Genomic DNA, 15,694 nt, shown 5'->3' on the forward strand with positions numbered 1-15,694 from the left:
CGCAGGCCAGCCAGGACAATCCTGATCTTCTCTTCCGCTGAATACTGTTTACGGGTCTTCCGCTTGATGCCTCTGACCAGCTTGTCAGCGGCATCCTTGCTTGTTCCGGATTTCTTGTTCATCTTCGCTCCTTGATGGCTTCGATGAACCAGAAATCCTCCGTTGCTCAAACCCCTAAACTGTCCCATTGGCGCTGACTTCAGACATCCCCGGTTCGTTCCGAGGGTGTCCGCTTGAGATGATCCATGAAGGCCAGAGCAAGCCCTCTGTTGATTTGGGTGACTTCGAGATTACCCGCGTATGCCTCGAAGCCCTCAAGGTGCTGACGGTACCTCGCCTTGGTCGAGTTCTTGATACCGTCTGCCTCAGCAAGCCAGCGGTGGGCTGTGTCCCGAATGGTTGCGCCTTCGAGCGGGGAAGGTTTCTTGTTCGTCTTTGGTGTCACCGGTTCAGGTGTTTCCCCCTCTCCGATAGAGGAAAGGATTTCCTGCATGACCTGTTTTCGTCTGACCAAAGCCTCAGCAAGATCCTGTGTTCCAAGACCCCTGACGATCTCTTTCTTGCCGATGATCGCTTGATATTCGGTCGGGATAGCGACTCTTACGGCGTATCCTTTGCCCCTCTTAAAGAGGCCCTTGGGTACCGTTACATCCATCTCAAAAGGCTCCTTTTGCCGTTACATTCGGCGAAGAAACCTGTTTGAAATAAAGGACTTGGTGCGGTCGAGAAGACTCGAACTTCCACGGGAGTTACCCCACAGCGACCTCAACGCTGCGCGTCTACCAATTCCGCCACGACCGCACTGCCAATGACTTGGTAGAGCGGCGTATAGACGTTTGGCAAATGGATGTGAAGAGGCAAAAACGACCGCATTGGAAATCCTCTGCTTCGACCATATCTGTGACTTCTGGAAACCGACGCCCAGCCCGACAGGAGCTTGCCATGACTTCGCCCGACCCTCGCCCCACTCTACAGATCGACATCGTGTCGGACGTCGTGTGCCCCTGGTGCATCGTCGGATTTCTGCAACTGGATCAGGCCCTGACGCGCGAGGGCGTCCAAGCCCGGTTGCGCTGGCATCCGTTCGAGCTGAACCCGGCGATGGGGCCCGAGGGCCAGAACCTGCGCGAACACATCATCGAAAAATACGGCACCACCGTCGAGCAAAGCCAGCAGGCGCGCGCGCAGCTGACGGCGCTGGGCGCCGATCTGGGCTTTGCCTTCAATTTCACCGATGAGAGCCGCATCGTGAACACCTTTGCCGCTCACCAGCTGCTGGACTGGGCCGAAGAGCAAGGGCGCCAGCACCCGCTGAAGCTGGCATTGTTCACCGCCTATTTCACCGATCAGAGGGATGTCTCGGACACCGAGGTTCTGGTGGACGCGGCCCGGGCCGTCGGGCTGGATGGCGATGCGGCACGGGCGGCGCTGGCCTCGGGCGCGCATGCGGGGCCCGTCCGTCAGAAACAGCAATTCTGGACAAGCCACGGCATCAGCGGCGTTCCCGCCATGGTCTTCGGCGGGAAATACCTGCTGACCGGCGCGCAAGGCCCGGACACCTACGCCCAGGTGCTGCGACGCTGCCTGTCCGAGGCCGCCTGACGCTTTCCCTTCGCCGGGAACCGGGGTAAGAGGCACGCATGGAATGGAAGATCACAGACGGGCTGACCGACTATGACGCCGCCGTCGCCTTCATGGAGGCGCGCGTGGCCGAAATCGCCGCCGGACAGGCGGACGAGTGCATCTGGCTGCTGGAACACCCGCCGCTGTACACCGCCGGCACTTCGGCCAAGCCCGAAGACCTGACGGACCCCGACCGTTTTCCGGTCTATCCCAGCAAGCGCGGGGGCGAATACACCTATCACGGGCCCGGCCAGCGGGTGGTCTATGTCATGCTGGATGTGGGCAGGCGGGGGCGCGACGTGCGCCGCTTTGTCAAGCAGCTGGAGGCCTGGGTGATCGCCGCCTTGGCCGAGTTCAACGTCCACGGCGAGATCCGCGAGGGCCGCGTCGGCGTTTGGGTGCCGCGCAAGGACAAGCCCCTGACCGCGTCAGGAAAACCGGCCGAGGACAAGATCGCGGCCATCGGAATCCGCCTGCGCAAATGGATCAGTTTCCACGGGGTCTCGATCAATGTCGAACCGGACCTGGAGCATTTTTCGGGCATCGTGCCCTGCGGCATCCGCGAATATGGCGTGACATCGCTTGTGGATCTGGGGCTGCCCGTAACGATGGCCGATGTTGATGTCGCCTTGCGCAAGACCTTCGACGAGGTTTTCGGGGCCGCGCCCGCCAGGTGATTCCCGACACAGGCTTGTCGGATAGTGACGCAAGGTAACAACAATGCCGTCGCCACCCAGCCGCTGTTTCGCAAAGCAGGCGGCTTTTTCCAAAATGTGTCTAAAAATCAGGGTTAATTAACCCAAACACCATTTTAGGTTCACACTACGGCCTCAGTCTGAGGTATTATGAAGAGACCGTTCAAGAGTGAGTGGTATGTTAACCGGTGATCGCGGCCAGCCCGCGAAAATCGATCAAGTGTTTGGTTACGAGTCTGCCGTTCCGACCCCAAATCGGAACGGCAATTCTCGTTTCAGGCCGACCCTTCAATCATGCCCGAACCGCGCCGGGGCCTTGCACCCCTGCCCGGCCCGTTCCATCTCGAGCGTCGTGTGGCCGATGGCAAAGCGGTCCTGCAAGACCTGCCCGACCGCGACGCGGATGCGCTCGGCCGCGGGCCAGGCGTCGGCCGCGATGACCAGATGCGCGGTCAGGGCCGGCTCGCGCTCCTGCATGCTCCACAGATGGACATGGTGCACGCTGTCGACGCCCTCGGCCTGCTCGATGGCGGCGGCGACCTGCTCGGGGTCCAGCCCGGGCGGCGCGCCCAACATCAGAACGCGGATCGCGCCGGTGATTTCCGCCCTGACGTGCCACAGGATGTAAAACGCGATCACGATCGTCACGGCCGGGTCGACCCAGGTCCAGCCGAACAGGATCACGGCGCTGCCGGCCACGATCACCGCCACCGAACCCAGCGCATCGGCAAGGTTGTGCAGAAACGCCGCCCGTATGTTCATGCTGGCCTTGGCCATCGAAAAGGTCAAAAGCGCGGTGACCGCATCGACGATCAAGGCCAGCACCGCGATCCAGACCACGATCCAGCCGTCGATCGGCTCGGGCTGAACGATGCGCATCACGCCTTCGTACATCAGGTAGATGGCCAGCACGACCAGCGTAGTATAGTTGACCAGAGTCGCCACCACCTCGGCCCGACCATAGCCGAAACTCATGCGGGGGTCTGACGGGCGGCGCGCGATCCTGCGCGCGAAGAACGCGATGATCAGGGCGACCGCGTCCGAGAAGTTGTGCAGCGCATCGGCGATCAGCGCCAGCGACCCCGACAGAATGCCGCCGACGATCTGTGCCAGCGTCAAGGCCATGTTGACGGCGATGGCCCAGGCCACCCGCGCATCCCCCGTGCTTGGGTCGATCTGGTGATGATGATGCCCGTGGTCGTGTTCATGCGCCATGGAATCCGGTCCTTGTCTGGGTCACGACCAACACCTAATTCCTCTAGTGGCTAGAGGTTCAAGGGGTGTTTTCTCGAAAATGTACACGATCGGAGAGCTGTCGCGCCGTACGGGCGTCAAGGTGCCCACCATCCGGTTCTACGAAGACAAGGGCCTGCTGCCGCAACCCGAGCGCACGGCGGGCAATCAGCGGCGCTATGACCAGGCGGCGCTGGACCGCCTGCGGTTCATCCGCCACACGCGCGACCTTGGACTGCCGCTGGCCGATGTCGAGGCGCTGCTGTCGCTCGAGGGCGCGCAGGGCGACGACCTGAACCGGGCGCACGAGATCGCACGGCGGCAGTTGCATGATCTGCGGGAACGCATCGGCAAGCTGCAACGGCTGGAGTCCGAGCTGGCCCGGATCGCCACCGCCTGTGACGGGCAGCACGATCATGTCTGCGCGGTTCTGCACGCCTTTGGCGCGCATGACGACTGTTCAGGGCCGCACTGAGCGCCGGATCAGTCCAGCGCCGCCCGGATCCGTTCGGCATGCGCGGCGATTTCGTCCAGGTCGCCCATCTTGCCCGGCGGCCGCAGGGGCAGGCCTTCGCGGCGCGGCAGAACATGGAAATGCAGGTGGAACACCTCCTGCCCGCCTGCGGCCTCGTTGAATTGCTGGACGGTCACTCCGTCGGCATCAAAGGCTTTCATGACGGCGCGCGCCAGTTTCTGCACGGTGGCCATGACTGCGGCCAGCTGTTCGGGGGTGGCGTCAAGGATGTTGCGGCAGGGGGTCTTGGGGATCACCAGCAGATGCCCGTCGCCACGCGGCATGATGTCCATGAAAGCCAGCGTTTCGTCATCTTCGTACACACGGGTCGAGGGGATCTCGCCCCGCAGGATCTTGGCAAAGATATTTTCGGGATCATAAGCGGTCATGACAGGTCTCCGGCAAAGGCGCTGCGTGCTGTTCTGCGGCCAAGCCCGCGGCGGGTCAAGGCGTGAATCCGCCCTTGGGCAGCCCCAGTTCTTGCAATTCGCCCGGTCATCCCCAAATACCACCGCATCAGGGCCGATTTCGCGTGGGTGACCTCCTGCCCCGCGACAATTAATCTTGATCCAGATCAAACTCGGCCATTGAAGGCCGCCCCCTTGCATTCTAAAACCAGCAGGAATCCCGCGCGCCGGAGAGGTCCGGCTGCGCGGTCTATTTGCAACAGGAGGCACCTAAATGGCAGACGCAGCCATTCATGGTCACGATCATGAAGACCAGCGCGGGTTCTTTACCCGGTGGTTCATGTCGACCAACCACAAGGATATCGGGATCCTTTACCTGATCTTCTCGGCCTTTGCCGGGCTGATCTCGGTCATGATGACCGTCTACATGCGGCTTGAACTGATGCATCCGGGCGTTCAGTACATGTGCCTGGAAGGTTTCATGGCCGATCCCTGTACCCCGAACGGGCACCTTTGGAACGTGATGATCACCTATCACGGTGTTCTGATGATGTTCTTCGTGGTCATCCCCGCGCTGTTCGGCGGTTTCGGCAACTATTTCATGCCGTTGCAGATCGGTGCGCCGGACATGGCGTTCCCGCGGATGAACAACCTGTCCTTCTGGCTGTACGTCGCCGGTACCTCGCTGGGCATCGCCTCGCTGCTGGCCCCCGGCGGCAACGACCAGGCCGGCTCGGGCGTGGGCTGGGTTCTGTACCCGCCGCTGTCGACGACCGAAGGCGGCATGTCCATGGACCTGGCGATCTTTGCCGTGCACGTATCGGGCGCCTCCTCGATCCTCGGCGCGATCAACATGATCACCACCTTCCTGAACATGCGCGCCCCGGGCATGACCCTGTTCAAGGTGCCGCTGTTCAGCTGGTCGATCTTCGTCACCTCGTGGCTGATTCTGCTGTCGCTGCCGGTTCTGGCGGGCGCAATCACCATGCTGCTGATGGATCGCAACTTCGGCTTCACCTTCTTTGACCCGGCCGGTGGCGGCGACCCCGTTCTGTACCAGCACATCCTGTGGTTCTTCGGTCACCCCGAAGTGTACATCGTGATCCTGCCCGGTTTCGGCATCATCAGCCACGTGATCGCCACCTTCTCGCGCAAGCCGATCTTCGGCTATCTGCCGATGGTCTGGGCGATCATCGCAATCGGCGTGCTGGGCTTCGTCGTGTGGGCGCACCACATGTACACCGTCGGCATGTCACTGCGTCAGCAGGCCTATTTCATGCTGGCCACGATGGTCATCGCGGTTCCGACGGGGGTCAAGGTGTTCTCGTGGATCGCCACCATGTGGGGCGGCTCGATCGAGTTCAAGACGCCGATGCTGTTCGCCTTCGGCTTCCTGTTCCTGTTCACCGTCGGCGGTGTGACCGGTGTGGTTCTGTCGCAGGCCGGCATCGACCGCGCCTACCACGACACCTACTATGTGGTGGCACACTTCCACTACGTGATGTCGCTGGGTGCTGTCTTCGCGATCTTCGCCGGTATCTACTTCTACTTCTCGAAGATGACGGGCCGTCAGTATTCCGAGTTCTGGGGCAAGGTTCACTTCTGGCTGTTCTTCATCGGCGCCAACCTGACCTTCTTCCCGCAGCACTTCCTGGGCCGTCAGGGCATGCCGCGCCGCTACATCGACTACCCCGAAGCTTTCGCTCAGTGGAACTTCGTGTCGTCGATCGGTGCGTTCATCTCGTTCGCTTCGTTCCTGCTGTTCTTCGGCATCGTGATCTACGCGCTGCTGCGTGGCGCCAAGGAAACGCGTCCGAACCCGTGGAACGAATACGCGGATACGCTGGAATGGACCCTGCCCTCGCCGCCGCCCGAACACACGTTCGAGCAGCTGCCCAAGCCGGAAGACTGGGACAAGAGCCACGCGCACTGATCCCGGTTTCAAGAAACGAAACCCCGCCTTTACGGCGGGGTTTTTCTTTGGCGGCATGGTCGCCATCGCCAGATCGGCAAAAATCGGGTACTCTGGACCCCAGCCCGACACCTGCGGCAACCTCGGGGGATGCCATGCCCGATATTGATTTCTGGTACTCGATCGGCAGCACCTACAGTTTTCTGACCATCATGCGCCTGGACGCGTGGTGCGAGGAAAACAGCGCGACGGTCACATGGCGCCCGTTCAACGTGCGGGCCGTGATGTCCGAACAGCGCAACATCCCCTTTGCCGGCAAACCCGTGAAATCGGCCTATATGTGGCGCGACATCCAGCGCCGGGCGTCCAAGTACCACATCCATGCCCGCCTGCCCGCGCCCTATCCGATCTCGGATCTCGAGCTGGCCAATCAGGTCGCGCTGCTGGGCATGTCCGAGGGCTGGGGCAAGGGCTTTACCCAGGCCCTGTACCGGATCTGGTTCGAAGAGGGGGTCGAGGCCGGCAGCGAGCAGGCCATCTCCGAGGCCCTGTTCCGCTGTCAGCAGGACCCGATGCCGGTACTGGCCCGCGCCCGCACCCCGCGGGCCGAGGCCGCGCTGAAGGCCGAAACCGACACTGCCATCCGCCTGGGCATTTTCGGCGCCCCAAGCTTTGTCGTCGGCGGCGAAGTGTTCTGGGGCGACGACCGGCTGGAAGACGCGCTCTCGTGGGCGCGGGTCGGGCATGTCGTGTGAAATTGCCCATCGACAACACGGGCAAGGCCGCTATTTTTTGTCGTGATGCCGTATCACTGGGAAAACACTTCCGATGCCGAGCAGCGCCTGCGCCTGTGGCCGCACAATTCGTTGCCGCCGCGTGGGGCGATGGCGGTCGTTCTGGCGGTCTTTCTGTTCGGCCTGATCCCCCTGCTGGCCGTTCTGGGGTCGGTTCTTCTGTGGGGGCTGCTGCCGTTTCTGCTGCTGACCGTGGCCGGGCTGTGGCTGGCGTTCGAGGCCAATTACCGCGCCCGCAGCGTTCACGAGGTTCTGACCCTGTCCGATACCCAGGCCCATCTGGTGCGCCTTGCCCCGCGCGCGCCCCGGCAGGAATGGCAGTGCAACCGATACTGGGCCCGCCCCGAGATTCACCCGGTTGGCGGGCCGGTGCCGAATTATGTCACCCTGGCGGGCGAAGGCCGCGTCGTCGAAATCGGCGCCTTCCTGTCCGAGGACGAACGCGTTTCCCTCTATGACGATCTGGTGAAACGCTTGCGCGATCCGACAGTCGGCTGAAACAGCCTCAGCCGCCGTTCGACGCGCTGCACAGGTGGTCTTTGACCAGCGGCCCGACCTTGCCGAAATCCATCCGGCCGGCATAGCGCGACTTCAGCGCGCCCATCACCTTGCCCATGTCGCGGATCGAACCGGCTCCGGTCGCGCTGATTGCCGCCTGAATCGCGGCCGCGACCTCGTCGTCATCCAGCTGCTTGGGCAGGAACTCCTCGATCACCTCGACCTCGCGCAGTTCGCGTTCAGCCAGGTCGAGGCGGCCGCCCTCCTCGTAGGCGCGGGCGCTCTCTTTGCGCTGCTTGCTCATTTTTCCAAGGATCTCAAGCACATCCGCATCGCCGCAGCCGGTGGCCTCTTCGTTGACCTCGGCGCGCTTGGCAATGTCGCGATCCTTGATGGCGGCGTTGATCAGCCGCAGGGTCGACAGGCGCTCGGTGTCCTTGTCTTTCATTGCTTGCTTCAGGGCGGTGGTGATCCGCGTTCGCATATCCATCTGCTCAATTCATCCCCATGGCAACGGAACCCCGAACATATCCAAACAGTTTTCACGACACAACACCCTTAAACTTTTGTTAAGTATTTGAAAAACAACGAAAGCCCGAAAATCGAACAGGGTTGACCCGAGGCACCAACCCCCTTAGTTATGCGCCGATTTACCCAAAAGGAGAGTCGCGCCATGGCCCACAACGCCACGTCCAAGCCCACCGCATGTCTGGCACTGGCCGACGGAACGCTCTTCTTCGGAACCGGGTTCGGCGCCACCGGCCAGACCGTGGCCGAGCTGTGTTTCAACACCGCGATGACCGGCTATCAGGAGATCATGACCGACCCGTCCTATGCCGGGCAGATCGTGACCTTCACCTTCCCGCATATCGGCAATGTCGGCGTCAATCCCGAAGATGACGAAACCGCCGATCCGGTGGCGGCGGGCATGGTCGTGAAATGGGACCCGACCGAGCCGTCGAACTGGCGCTCGGCCGAACGGCTGACCGACTGGCTGGCCCGCCGTGGCCGGATCGCCATCGGTGGGGTCGATACCCGCCGGCTGACCCGTGCGATCCGTCAGCAGGGCGCCCCGCATGTGGCCCTGGCCCACAACCCCGACGGCAATTTCGACATCGAATCGCTGATCGCCGCGGCGCGCGGTTTTGCCGGGCTGGAAGGCATGGACCTGGCCAAGGAGGTGACCTGCGCCCAAAGCTACCGCTGGGACGAGATGCGCTGGGCCTGGCCCGACGGCTATCAGCGGCAACAGGCCCCCGCGCACAAGGTCGTCGCCCTGGATTACGGCGCCAAACGGAACATCCTGCGCTGTCTGGCCTCGGCCGGATGCGACGTCACTGTTCTGCCCGCAACCGCCACCGCGGCCGAAGTTCTGGCCCATGACCCCGACGGCGTGTTCCTGTCCAACGGTCCGGGCGATCCGGCCGCCACGGGGGAATACGCGGTGCCGATGATCCGCGAAATTCTCGACACCACAGACCTTCCGGTCTTCGGGATCTGCCTCGGCCACCAGATGTTGGCGCTGGCGCTGGGCGGCCGAACGGTCAAGATGAACCACGGCCACCATGGCGCGAACCACCCGGTCAAGGATCTGGAAACCGGCAAGGTCGAGATCACATCGATGAACCACGGGTTCGCCGTGGACGCGCAATCGCTGCCCGAAGGCGTGATCGAAACCCACCGGTCCCTGTTCGACGGATCAAACTGCGGCATCCGCATGACCGACCGTCCCGTCTATTCGGTTCAGTACCATCCCGAGGCGTCCCCCGGCCCGCAGGACAGTTTCTACCTGTTCGAACGGTTCGCGCAGGCCATGGCGGACAAAAAAGCGCACGCTTAACCCTCGCCGGCCGCGATATGCGCAGCCGTTAACCCGAGATTAACCTTGATTGAGCAACTCTGCCCGAGTGACTTCGGGCAGAGTATCACTATGGTTGAGCTGAGTTTTTCGGATCAGGGGCCCGCCACCGCAGTGGCGGGATCGGATCCGTGCAAGCCTCTTGGCGCCTGTTTGGTCGATGCGGGAACGATCACGCCCCAACAACTGGACGCGGCGTTGCAAGCGCAACAGCGGCAGAACGCACCGTTGGGCGAGATTCTCGTCAGCGAAAACTGGGCCACGCGCAAAGATGTTCTGTGCGCGCTGGGGCATCAACGCCAGTTGCAGTTCGCCGATCTCGAGACCGCTCCACCGCCCGCCGAGCTGTGCGCCCTGCGCCCGGTGGACTTTTGGATCGAACAAAACGTCGTTCCGTGGATGCGGGTCGGGCCGATCCTTCTGGTGGCCACCGCCCGCCCCGACCGGTTCGACATGGTGGCCGATCGCCTGCGCGACTGCGCGCAAACGGTGCTGCCGGTCCTGGCCCAGACGGACCAGATCGACAAGGCGATCGCGGACCGGTACAAGACGCAGCTGGCCCAGGCTGCAGAAACCCGCGCCCCGCTGAGCCAGAGTTGCCGTGGATGGAATCTCGGTTCGCGGTTCAAGCCGGCTGTTGCGTTTCTGGCGGCCGTCGCCGGGCTTGCCGCCATTCCGCAGCTTGGTCTTTCGCTGCTGTTCTGGGCCGCGGTCGGTACGCTAACCTTGTTTCTGGTCCTGCGTCTGGCTGGCTTGGCGGCCTATATCGCCCCACGCAGGACGCGCCAGACCGAACCGTTGGAAACGCCCGCCCGGCTTCCCAGCGTTTCGATCATGGTTCCATTGTACAAGGAACGGGAAATCGCTGGCGCCCTGGTCCAGCGTCTTCAACGTCTGACATACCCCAAGGCGCTTCTGGATGTCGTCCTCGTGCTGGAGGAGAAGGATGGCGTCACGCGCGCAGCGCTGGAAAAAGCCGATCTGCCAAGCTGGATGCGCACGCTCGAGGTGCCGGCCCTGGGCGATCTGACCACCAAGCCCCGCGCAATGAATTATGCGCTGGATTTCTGTCGGGGCGAGATCGTGGGCGTCTGGGATGCCGAAGACGCCCCCGCGCCGGACCAGCTCGAGACCGTGGTTCGCCATTTCGCACAGGTGCCCGAGGACGTGGTCTGCCTGCAGGGCGCACTGGATTTCTACAACCCCCGCACCAACTGGCGAGCCCGCTGCTTCACCATCGAATACAGCGGCTGGTTCCGGGTGATCCTGCCCGGCATCGCGCGGCTGGGGCTGGTCGTACCGTTGGGAGGAACGACGTTCTTCTTCCGCCGCGACAAGCTGATCGAGCTTGGCGGTTGGGACGCACACAACGTCACCGAGGACGCGGATCTCGGCCTGCGCCTGACCCGCGCCGGTTATCGCACCGAGATCGTGGATACCGCCACCTATGAGGAAGCGAATTTCCGCGCCTGGCCTTGGGTGAAACAACGCTCGCGCTGGCTCAAGGGCTTCATGGTCACCTACCTGGTGCACATGCGGTCTCCGGCGCGGCTGCTGCGCGACCTAGGGGCGTGGCGGTTCTTCGGCGTTCAGGCCTTTTTTCTGGGCACGGTCGGGCAATTTCTGCTTGCACCGGTGCTCTGGGCCTTCTGGCTGGCCACGGCCGGGTGGCCGCATCCTTTCCAGGGAGTCGTAGCGCCGGAAATCCTGCGCGGTTGCGTCTATCTGTTCCTGACCGCCGAGGCCGCTAACATCATCGTCGGCACACTGGGCGTGGTCGCGGGCGGCCGCCGGTTTCTGATCCCATGGGTACCGACCATGGCGCTGTACTATCCGCTGGGCGTGATAGCCGCCTACAAGGCGTTGTGGGAACTGGCGGCCAACCCGTTCTTCTGGGACAAGACCCAACATGGCCAGGCGGTCGAGGAAACCCTGCCCGAGCCTACTTTTCGCGCCGGATTGCGTCCTGTTTCAGACGGGTCATGAACGCGACCGAGATATGCTCTTTCAGCGCCCGGTCCGCGGCCTCCTCGTCGCGGGCCGCGATGGCGTCCACGATCGCCTTGTGCTCGTTCTGGGCGATTTCGCCCCGACCTTGCGCCGCCAGCGACGTGGTGGCCATCAGCGCCATCGTGCGGTGCACAAGGTCCAGCTGCTGCACGAGGTAACGGTTGTGCGAGGCCAGATGGATCTGCTCGTGGAACCGCCGATTGGCGCGCGACAGGGCGACCGGGTCATCCACAAGCGCATCGTCGGCCGCGACCATGTCCTGCAACACCTTGATTTCTTCTTCGGTCGCATGCCGCGCGGCCAGCCGGGCCGCCAGCCCTTCCAACTCACGCCGCACGACATAGAGCTCGGCCATCTGGTTGTGGTCCAGCGAGGCCACGATCAGCGACCGCCCGTCACGCTCCAGCAGCGACTGCGTCTCGAGCCGCTGCAACGCCTCGCGGATCGGGGTGCGCGACACGCCGAACCGCTCGGCCAGTTCGCTTTCCACCAGCCGGTCGCCGGGCTTGTACACCCCCACGTCGATGGCTTCGAGGATCAGGTTGTAGGCATCGGTCTGCGGCTGTTTCGTCTGGTTCATCGGGTGCTGTCTCTCCTCGTTCGGACATGTCTATCCGGGCCATGGGTCCGCAATCAAGTGCGCCATTGAAAACCGGGTGGCCGCGGCCTAAACCCAAGCCCATGGTCAAGGCTGCGTTTTCACATGTCACTCAATGGGTGTTCGATCTGGACAACACCCTGTATCCGCCGCACATGCGCCTGTTCGATCAGATCGAGGTGCTGATGACCGAATACGTGGTCGAAGCCCTGCGCGTCGACCGGGCCGAGGCCGACCGGCTGCGCCAGCACTATTGGCGCGAACACGGCACCACGCTGGCCGGACTGATGGCTGAACATGATCTGGACCCCGAGCCCTATCTGCACGCGGTTCATCAGGTCGACCTGAGCCACATGGAGCCCGACCCCGCGCTGGCCGCGCATGTCGGGGCCCTGCCCGGGCGGCGCATCGTCTACACCAACGGCAGCGCGCCTTATGCCGAGCGGGTTCTGGCCTCACGCGGGTTGGACGGTTTGTTCGACGCGATCTATGGGGTCGAACATGCGGGGTATCGGCCCAAACCGGACAAGGCCGCGTTCGAAACGGTCTTTGCCCGCGACGGCATCCGCCCCGACCGCGCCGCCATGTTCGAGGACGAGCCGCGCAACCTGAAGGCCCCGCATGACATGGGCATGCGCACGGTGCATGTCGCCCCCGATCCGCATGACGCGGATCACATCCACCACCACACCGATGACCTGACCGCCTTTCTCGCACGCCTGATCTGAACCACCCGAGGCTGCGACGAAATGCGCCTGCGCGCAGCCCGAAACTGCGACGATCCGCGCATTCTGCAGGTGCTAAATCATTCCTACATCAGGCCCAGCGACGAACAGAAACGGAGACCCCGATGACCGCGATCGAGATGCCCGGCCGCCTGCCCTTTTGGCAGCGCCTGCTTTTTGCAATTCCCCTGTTTGGCTGGCTGGCCCGCGATGCGGCCAATGGCAAGCCCGAGGATCTGGGCTATACCGCTGCGGCGCTGGTCAGCATGTGGGGCTGTTCGGCCCTGTTGTTCGGCCTGCCGGGCCTGTATCTGCCGGCCCTGGCGATGGTGCCGGTGATGTTCCTGATTCTGGTCCTGATTTCACGCGGCTAGACCACGGGACAGGATGTCACTTGGCGCAGGCCCCAGAACCGCACTAGGGTCCGCAGGCAACGGAGAGTGACGCGATGACCGACAGTTGTGACATCCTGATTTCCGGCGGCGGCATCGCCGGTTTGACCGCGGCGGCCGTATTTGGCGCCGCGGGGTTCGACGTGATCTGCGTGGACCCGACCCCGCCCGTCACCGACCGAGACGCCGACGGATCCGACCTGCGCACCACCGCGTTTCTGCAACCGGCGCACGGCCTTCTGCAGCACTGCGGGTTGTGGGACCGGCTGGAACCCCACGCCGCGCCGCTGCAGATCATGCGCATCGTGGACGCAGGCGGCGACATCCCCGAGCCGCGCGTGGTGCGCGATTTCAACGCCGCCGATATCTCGGATCAACCCTTTGGCTGGAACCTGCCCAACTGGCTGCTGCGGCGCGAGATGGTGGCCCGGCTGCACGAACTGCCGAATGTCGATTTCCGCCCCGGCACCGGCACCGTCAGCCTGTTCACCCGCACCGCCGAGGCGCGTGTCGGCCTGTCCGACGGCACCCGCATCCGCACCAAGCTGGTGATCGCCGCCGACGGCCGCAACTCGCCCATGCGCGAGGCTGCGGGGATCAAGGTCCACACCACGCGGTACGGGCAGAAAGCACTGGCCTTTGCGGTGACGCATCCGATTGCCCATGAAAACGTCTCGACCGAGATCCACCGGTCCGGCGGGCCGTTCACTCTGGTCCCCCTGCCCGACTGGCAGGGCCAGCCCTCGTCGGCGATCGTGTGGATGGAGCGCGGCCCGCGCGCGGTCGACTTGCTGAACCTGCCCGAGGCCGAGTTCGAGGCCGCGATGACCGAGCGGTCCTGCGGCCTGTTCGGACCGCTGAAACTGGCCTCGCGCCGGACGATCTGGCCGATCATCAGCCAATCGGCCGAGCGCCTGTCGGCCCAGCGCGTGGCCCTGATGGCCGAGGCCGCCCATGTGGTGCCCCCGATCGGCGCACAGGGGCTGAACATGTCATTGGGGGATCTGCGCAGCCTGCTGGACCTGGCCCAGGCCCGACCCGAGGGTCTGGGAGATGCCCAGATGCTGGAGGCCTATCACAAGGCCCGCCATGCCGAGATCGAACTGCGCGTCAAGGGGATCGACCTGCTGAACCGCGCCTCGATGGTCGAGGCACGGCCGTTGCGCGATGCGCGCGCTGTGGGGCTGAACGCGCTCTATTCGATGCCGGTGGTGCGCAAGACGTTGATGCAGATGGGCCTCGGCGTGCGCTGAGGCCCATACCGGCCTACAGCACCTGATCCAGCACCCGCTTCAGCCGGGCCACCGTGCCATCGACATCATACAGCTTGTCCAGCCCGAACAGGCCCAGACGGAAGGTGCTGAACCCTTCGGGCTCGTCACATTGCAGCGGCACGCCGGCGGCGATCTGCATGCCCAGCGCGGCGAATTTCTTGCCGTTCTGCACCTCGGGGTCGTCGGTATAGCTGACCACCACCCCCGGCGCGCCAAAACCTTCGGCCGCGACCGAAACGACCCCCTTGTCGCGCAGCATCGCCCGCACCGCATTGCCCAGCCGCCATTGCGCATCGCGCAGCTTGTCGAACCCATAGTCACGGGTCTCCTGCATCGTATCGCGGAACGCCCGCAGCGCATCGGTGGGCATGGTGGCGTGATAGGCATGGCCGCCGCCCTCATAGGCCTGCATGATCTGGCGCCATTTCTTCAGGTCCAGCGCGAAACTGTCCGAGGTGGTCTCGGCCAGCCGTGCCTCGGCGCGGTCGGACAGCATGACCAGACCGGCACAGGGCGAGGCGCTCCAACCCTTTTGTGGGGCCGAGATCAGAACGTCCACGCCGGTGGCCTTCATGTCGATCCAGGCACAGCCCGAGGCGATGCAGTCGAGCACCATCAGCGCGCCGACCTCGTGCGCGGCGGCGGCCATCGCGGTGACATAGTCATCCGGCAGAATGACCCCGGCCGAGGTTTCCACATGCGGCGCGAACACCACGCCGGGTCGCTGGCTGCGAATGGTTTCAACCACCTCGTCGATCGGCGCGGGCGCAAAGGGCGACGGGCTGGAATTTCCGGTTGGGCGGGCCTTCAACACGGTGGCCGAGGCCGTCAGCCCCCCGGTTTCGATGATCTGGCTCCAGCGATACGAGAACCAGCCGTTGCGCACCACCAGCACGTTGGCTCCGCGGGCGAACTGACGGGCCACGGCCTCCATCGCATAGGTTCCGCCACCCGGCACCACGGCCACGCCATCCGCGCCATAGACCTCGCGCAGCATCCCTGAAATGTCGCGCATCACCTGCTGGAACGCCTGCGACATGTGGTTGAGAGAACGATCGGTGAACACGACCGAAAACTCCTCGAGCCCTTGCGGATCGACGGCTTCCAACACTGCGGGCATGGAGGTTCCTTTCCAGTTTTGATTTTTTCGAAACAAGAAGC

At 63.6% G+C, this 15,694-nt stretch carries 17 protein-coding genes and 1 tRNA gene; 11 read left to right on the forward strand and 7 right to left on the reverse strand.

What is annotated here, in order from left to right:
* Positions 1 to 199 precede the first annotated feature (199 nt).
* Together F3H26_RS10530 and F3H26_RS10535 are read right to left on the reverse strand one after the other, a co-directional pair.
* The gene (locus F3H26_RS10530; protein WP_149776019.1) at positions 200 to 655 is read right to left on the reverse strand and encodes a DUF6538 domain-containing protein; all 456 of its coding nucleotides are present in this window, start codon (positions 653 to 655) and stop codon (positions 200 to 202) included.
* 59 nt (positions 656 to 714) lie between these two features.
* Positions 715 to 801 (reverse strand) — tRNA-Leu (locus F3H26_RS10535).
* A gap of 141 nt (positions 802 to 942) precedes the next feature.
* On the opposite strand from F3H26_RS10535, the gene F3H26_RS10540 reads away from it, so the two are divergent.
* Both F3H26_RS10540 and lipB read left to right on the forward strand, forming a co-directional pair.
* Positions 943 to 1,602: a DsbA family oxidoreductase gene (locus F3H26_RS10540; RefSeq protein WP_149776020.1), complete on the forward strand. Its 660-nt coding sequence runs from the start codon at positions 943 to 945 to the stop codon at positions 1,600 to 1,602.
* Between the two features lie 38 nt (positions 1,603 to 1,640).
* Complete coding sequence (gene lipB, locus F3H26_RS10545; protein ID WP_149776021.1) at positions 1,641 to 2,300, forward strand: lipoyl(octanoyl) transferase LipB; 660 nt, start codon at positions 1,641 to 1,643, stop codon at positions 2,298 to 2,300.
* A gap of 306 nt (positions 2,301 to 2,606) precedes the next feature.
* Here the strand turns inward: lipB and F3H26_RS10550 are convergent, their stop codons facing one another.
* Positions 2,607 to 3,533: a cation diffusion facilitator family transporter gene (locus F3H26_RS10550; protein ID WP_149776022.1), complete on the reverse strand. Its 927-nt coding sequence runs from the start codon at positions 3,531 to 3,533 to the stop codon at positions 2,607 to 2,609.
* Between the two features lie 79 nt (positions 3,534 to 3,612).
* Here F3H26_RS10550 and F3H26_RS10555 point away from each other — a divergent pair, with 79 nt between their 5' ends.
* Positions 3,613 to 4,026: a MerR family transcriptional regulator gene (locus F3H26_RS10555; protein ID WP_149776023.1), complete on the forward strand. Its 414-nt coding sequence runs from the start codon at positions 3,613 to 3,615 to the stop codon at positions 4,024 to 4,026.
* Positions 4,027 to 4,034: 8 nt separating this feature from the next.
* Here F3H26_RS10555 and F3H26_RS10560 read toward each other — a convergent pair whose 3' ends face one another.
* The gene (locus F3H26_RS10560; protein WP_149776024.1) at positions 4,035 to 4,454 is read right to left on the reverse strand and encodes an HIT family protein; all 420 of its coding nucleotides are present in this window, start codon (positions 4,452 to 4,454) and stop codon (positions 4,035 to 4,037) included.
* Positions 4,455 to 4,746: 292 nt separating this feature from the next.
* Between F3H26_RS10560 and ctaD the strand changes: the two genes are divergently transcribed.
* The 3 genes from ctaD (at position 4,747) to F3H26_RS10575 (ending at position 7,676) form a co-directional block, all read left to right on the forward strand.
* Positions 4,747 to 6,405: a cytochrome c oxidase subunit I gene (gene ctaD / locus F3H26_RS10565; protein WP_149776025.1), complete on the forward strand. Its 1,659-nt coding sequence runs from the start codon at positions 4,747 to 4,749 to the stop codon at positions 6,403 to 6,405.
* 134 nt (positions 6,406 to 6,539) lie between these two features.
* Positions 6,540 to 7,139 carry a 2-hydroxychromene-2-carboxylate isomerase gene (locus tag F3H26_RS10570; RefSeq protein ID WP_149776026.1) on the forward strand — a complete coding sequence of 200 codons (600 nt, stop codon included), beginning with the start codon at positions 6,540 to 6,542 and terminating at the stop codon, positions 7,137 to 7,139.
* Positions 7,140 to 7,184: 45 nt separating this feature from the next.
* The gene (locus tag F3H26_RS10575; protein ID WP_149776027.1) at positions 7,185 to 7,676 is read left to right on the forward strand and encodes a DUF2244 domain-containing protein; all 492 of its coding nucleotides are present in this window, start codon (positions 7,185 to 7,187) and stop codon (positions 7,674 to 7,676) included.
* A 7-nt stretch (positions 7,677 to 7,683) separates the two neighbouring features.
* Here F3H26_RS10575 and F3H26_RS10580 read toward each other — a convergent pair whose 3' ends face one another.
* Positions 7,684 to 8,166 (reverse strand): GatB/YqeY domain-containing protein, encoded by a 483-nt coding sequence (locus tag F3H26_RS10580; protein ID WP_149776028.1) that lies wholly within the window; start codon positions 8,164 to 8,166, stop codon positions 7,684 to 7,686.
* A gap of 183 nt (positions 8,167 to 8,349) precedes the next feature.
* Here F3H26_RS10580 and carA point away from each other — a divergent pair, with 183 nt between their 5' ends.
* Both carA and F3H26_RS10590 read left to right on the forward strand, forming a co-directional pair.
* A complete protein-coding gene (gene carA, locus F3H26_RS10585; RefSeq protein ID WP_149776029.1) occupies positions 8,350 to 9,516 on the forward strand; it encodes a glutamine-hydrolyzing carbamoyl-phosphate synthase small subunit in 1,167 nt (388 codons plus the stop codon).
* A 246-nt stretch (positions 9,517 to 9,762) separates the two neighbouring features.
* Complete coding sequence (locus tag F3H26_RS10590; protein ID WP_316635375.1) at positions 9,763 to 11,520, forward strand: glycosyltransferase family 2 protein; 1,758 nt, start codon at positions 9,763 to 9,765, stop codon at positions 11,518 to 11,520.
* Here F3H26_RS10590 and F3H26_RS10595 read toward each other — a convergent pair.
* The gene (locus tag F3H26_RS10595; RefSeq protein ID WP_149776031.1) at positions 11,477 to 12,124 is read right to left on the reverse strand and encodes a GntR family transcriptional regulator; all 648 of its coding nucleotides are present in this window, start codon (positions 12,122 to 12,124) and stop codon (positions 11,477 to 11,479) included. The genes F3H26_RS10590 and F3H26_RS10595 overlap by 44 nt on opposite strands.
* 101 nt (positions 12,125 to 12,225) lie before the next feature.
* Between F3H26_RS10595 and F3H26_RS10600 the strand changes: the two genes are divergently transcribed.
* From F3H26_RS10600 to F3H26_RS10610, 3 genes are all read left to right on the forward strand, one after another.
* Entirely contained in the window at positions 12,226 to 12,870 is a 645-nt protein-coding gene (locus F3H26_RS10600; RefSeq protein ID WP_149776032.1) for a pyrimidine 5'-nucleotidase, read from the forward strand.
* 122 nt (positions 12,871 to 12,992) lie between these two features.
* Positions 12,993 to 13,241: a hypothetical protein gene (locus tag F3H26_RS10605; protein ID WP_149776033.1), complete on the forward strand. Its 249-nt coding sequence runs from the start codon at positions 12,993 to 12,995 to the stop codon at positions 13,239 to 13,241.
* Positions 13,242 to 13,315: 74 nt separating this feature from the next.
* Positions 13,316 to 14,512: a UbiH/UbiF family hydroxylase gene (locus F3H26_RS10610; RefSeq protein WP_149776034.1), complete on the forward strand. Its 1,197-nt coding sequence runs from the start codon at positions 13,316 to 13,318 to the stop codon at positions 14,510 to 14,512.
* Positions 14,513 to 14,525: 13 nt separating this feature from the next.
* On the opposite strand, the gene F3H26_RS10615 is transcribed toward F3H26_RS10610, so the two are convergent.
* A complete protein-coding gene (locus F3H26_RS10615; protein WP_149776035.1) occupies positions 14,526 to 15,653 on the reverse strand; it encodes an aminotransferase class V-fold PLP-dependent enzyme in 1,128 nt (375 codons plus the stop codon).
* Between the last annotated feature and the right edge of the window lie 41 nt (positions 15,654 to 15,694).

The organism is Ruegeria intermedia (assembly GCF_900129345.1).
In the GTDB taxonomy this organism is placed as follows: domain Bacteria; phylum Pseudomonadota; class Alphaproteobacteria; order Rhodobacterales; family Rhodobacteraceae; genus Ruegeria; species Ruegeria intermedia.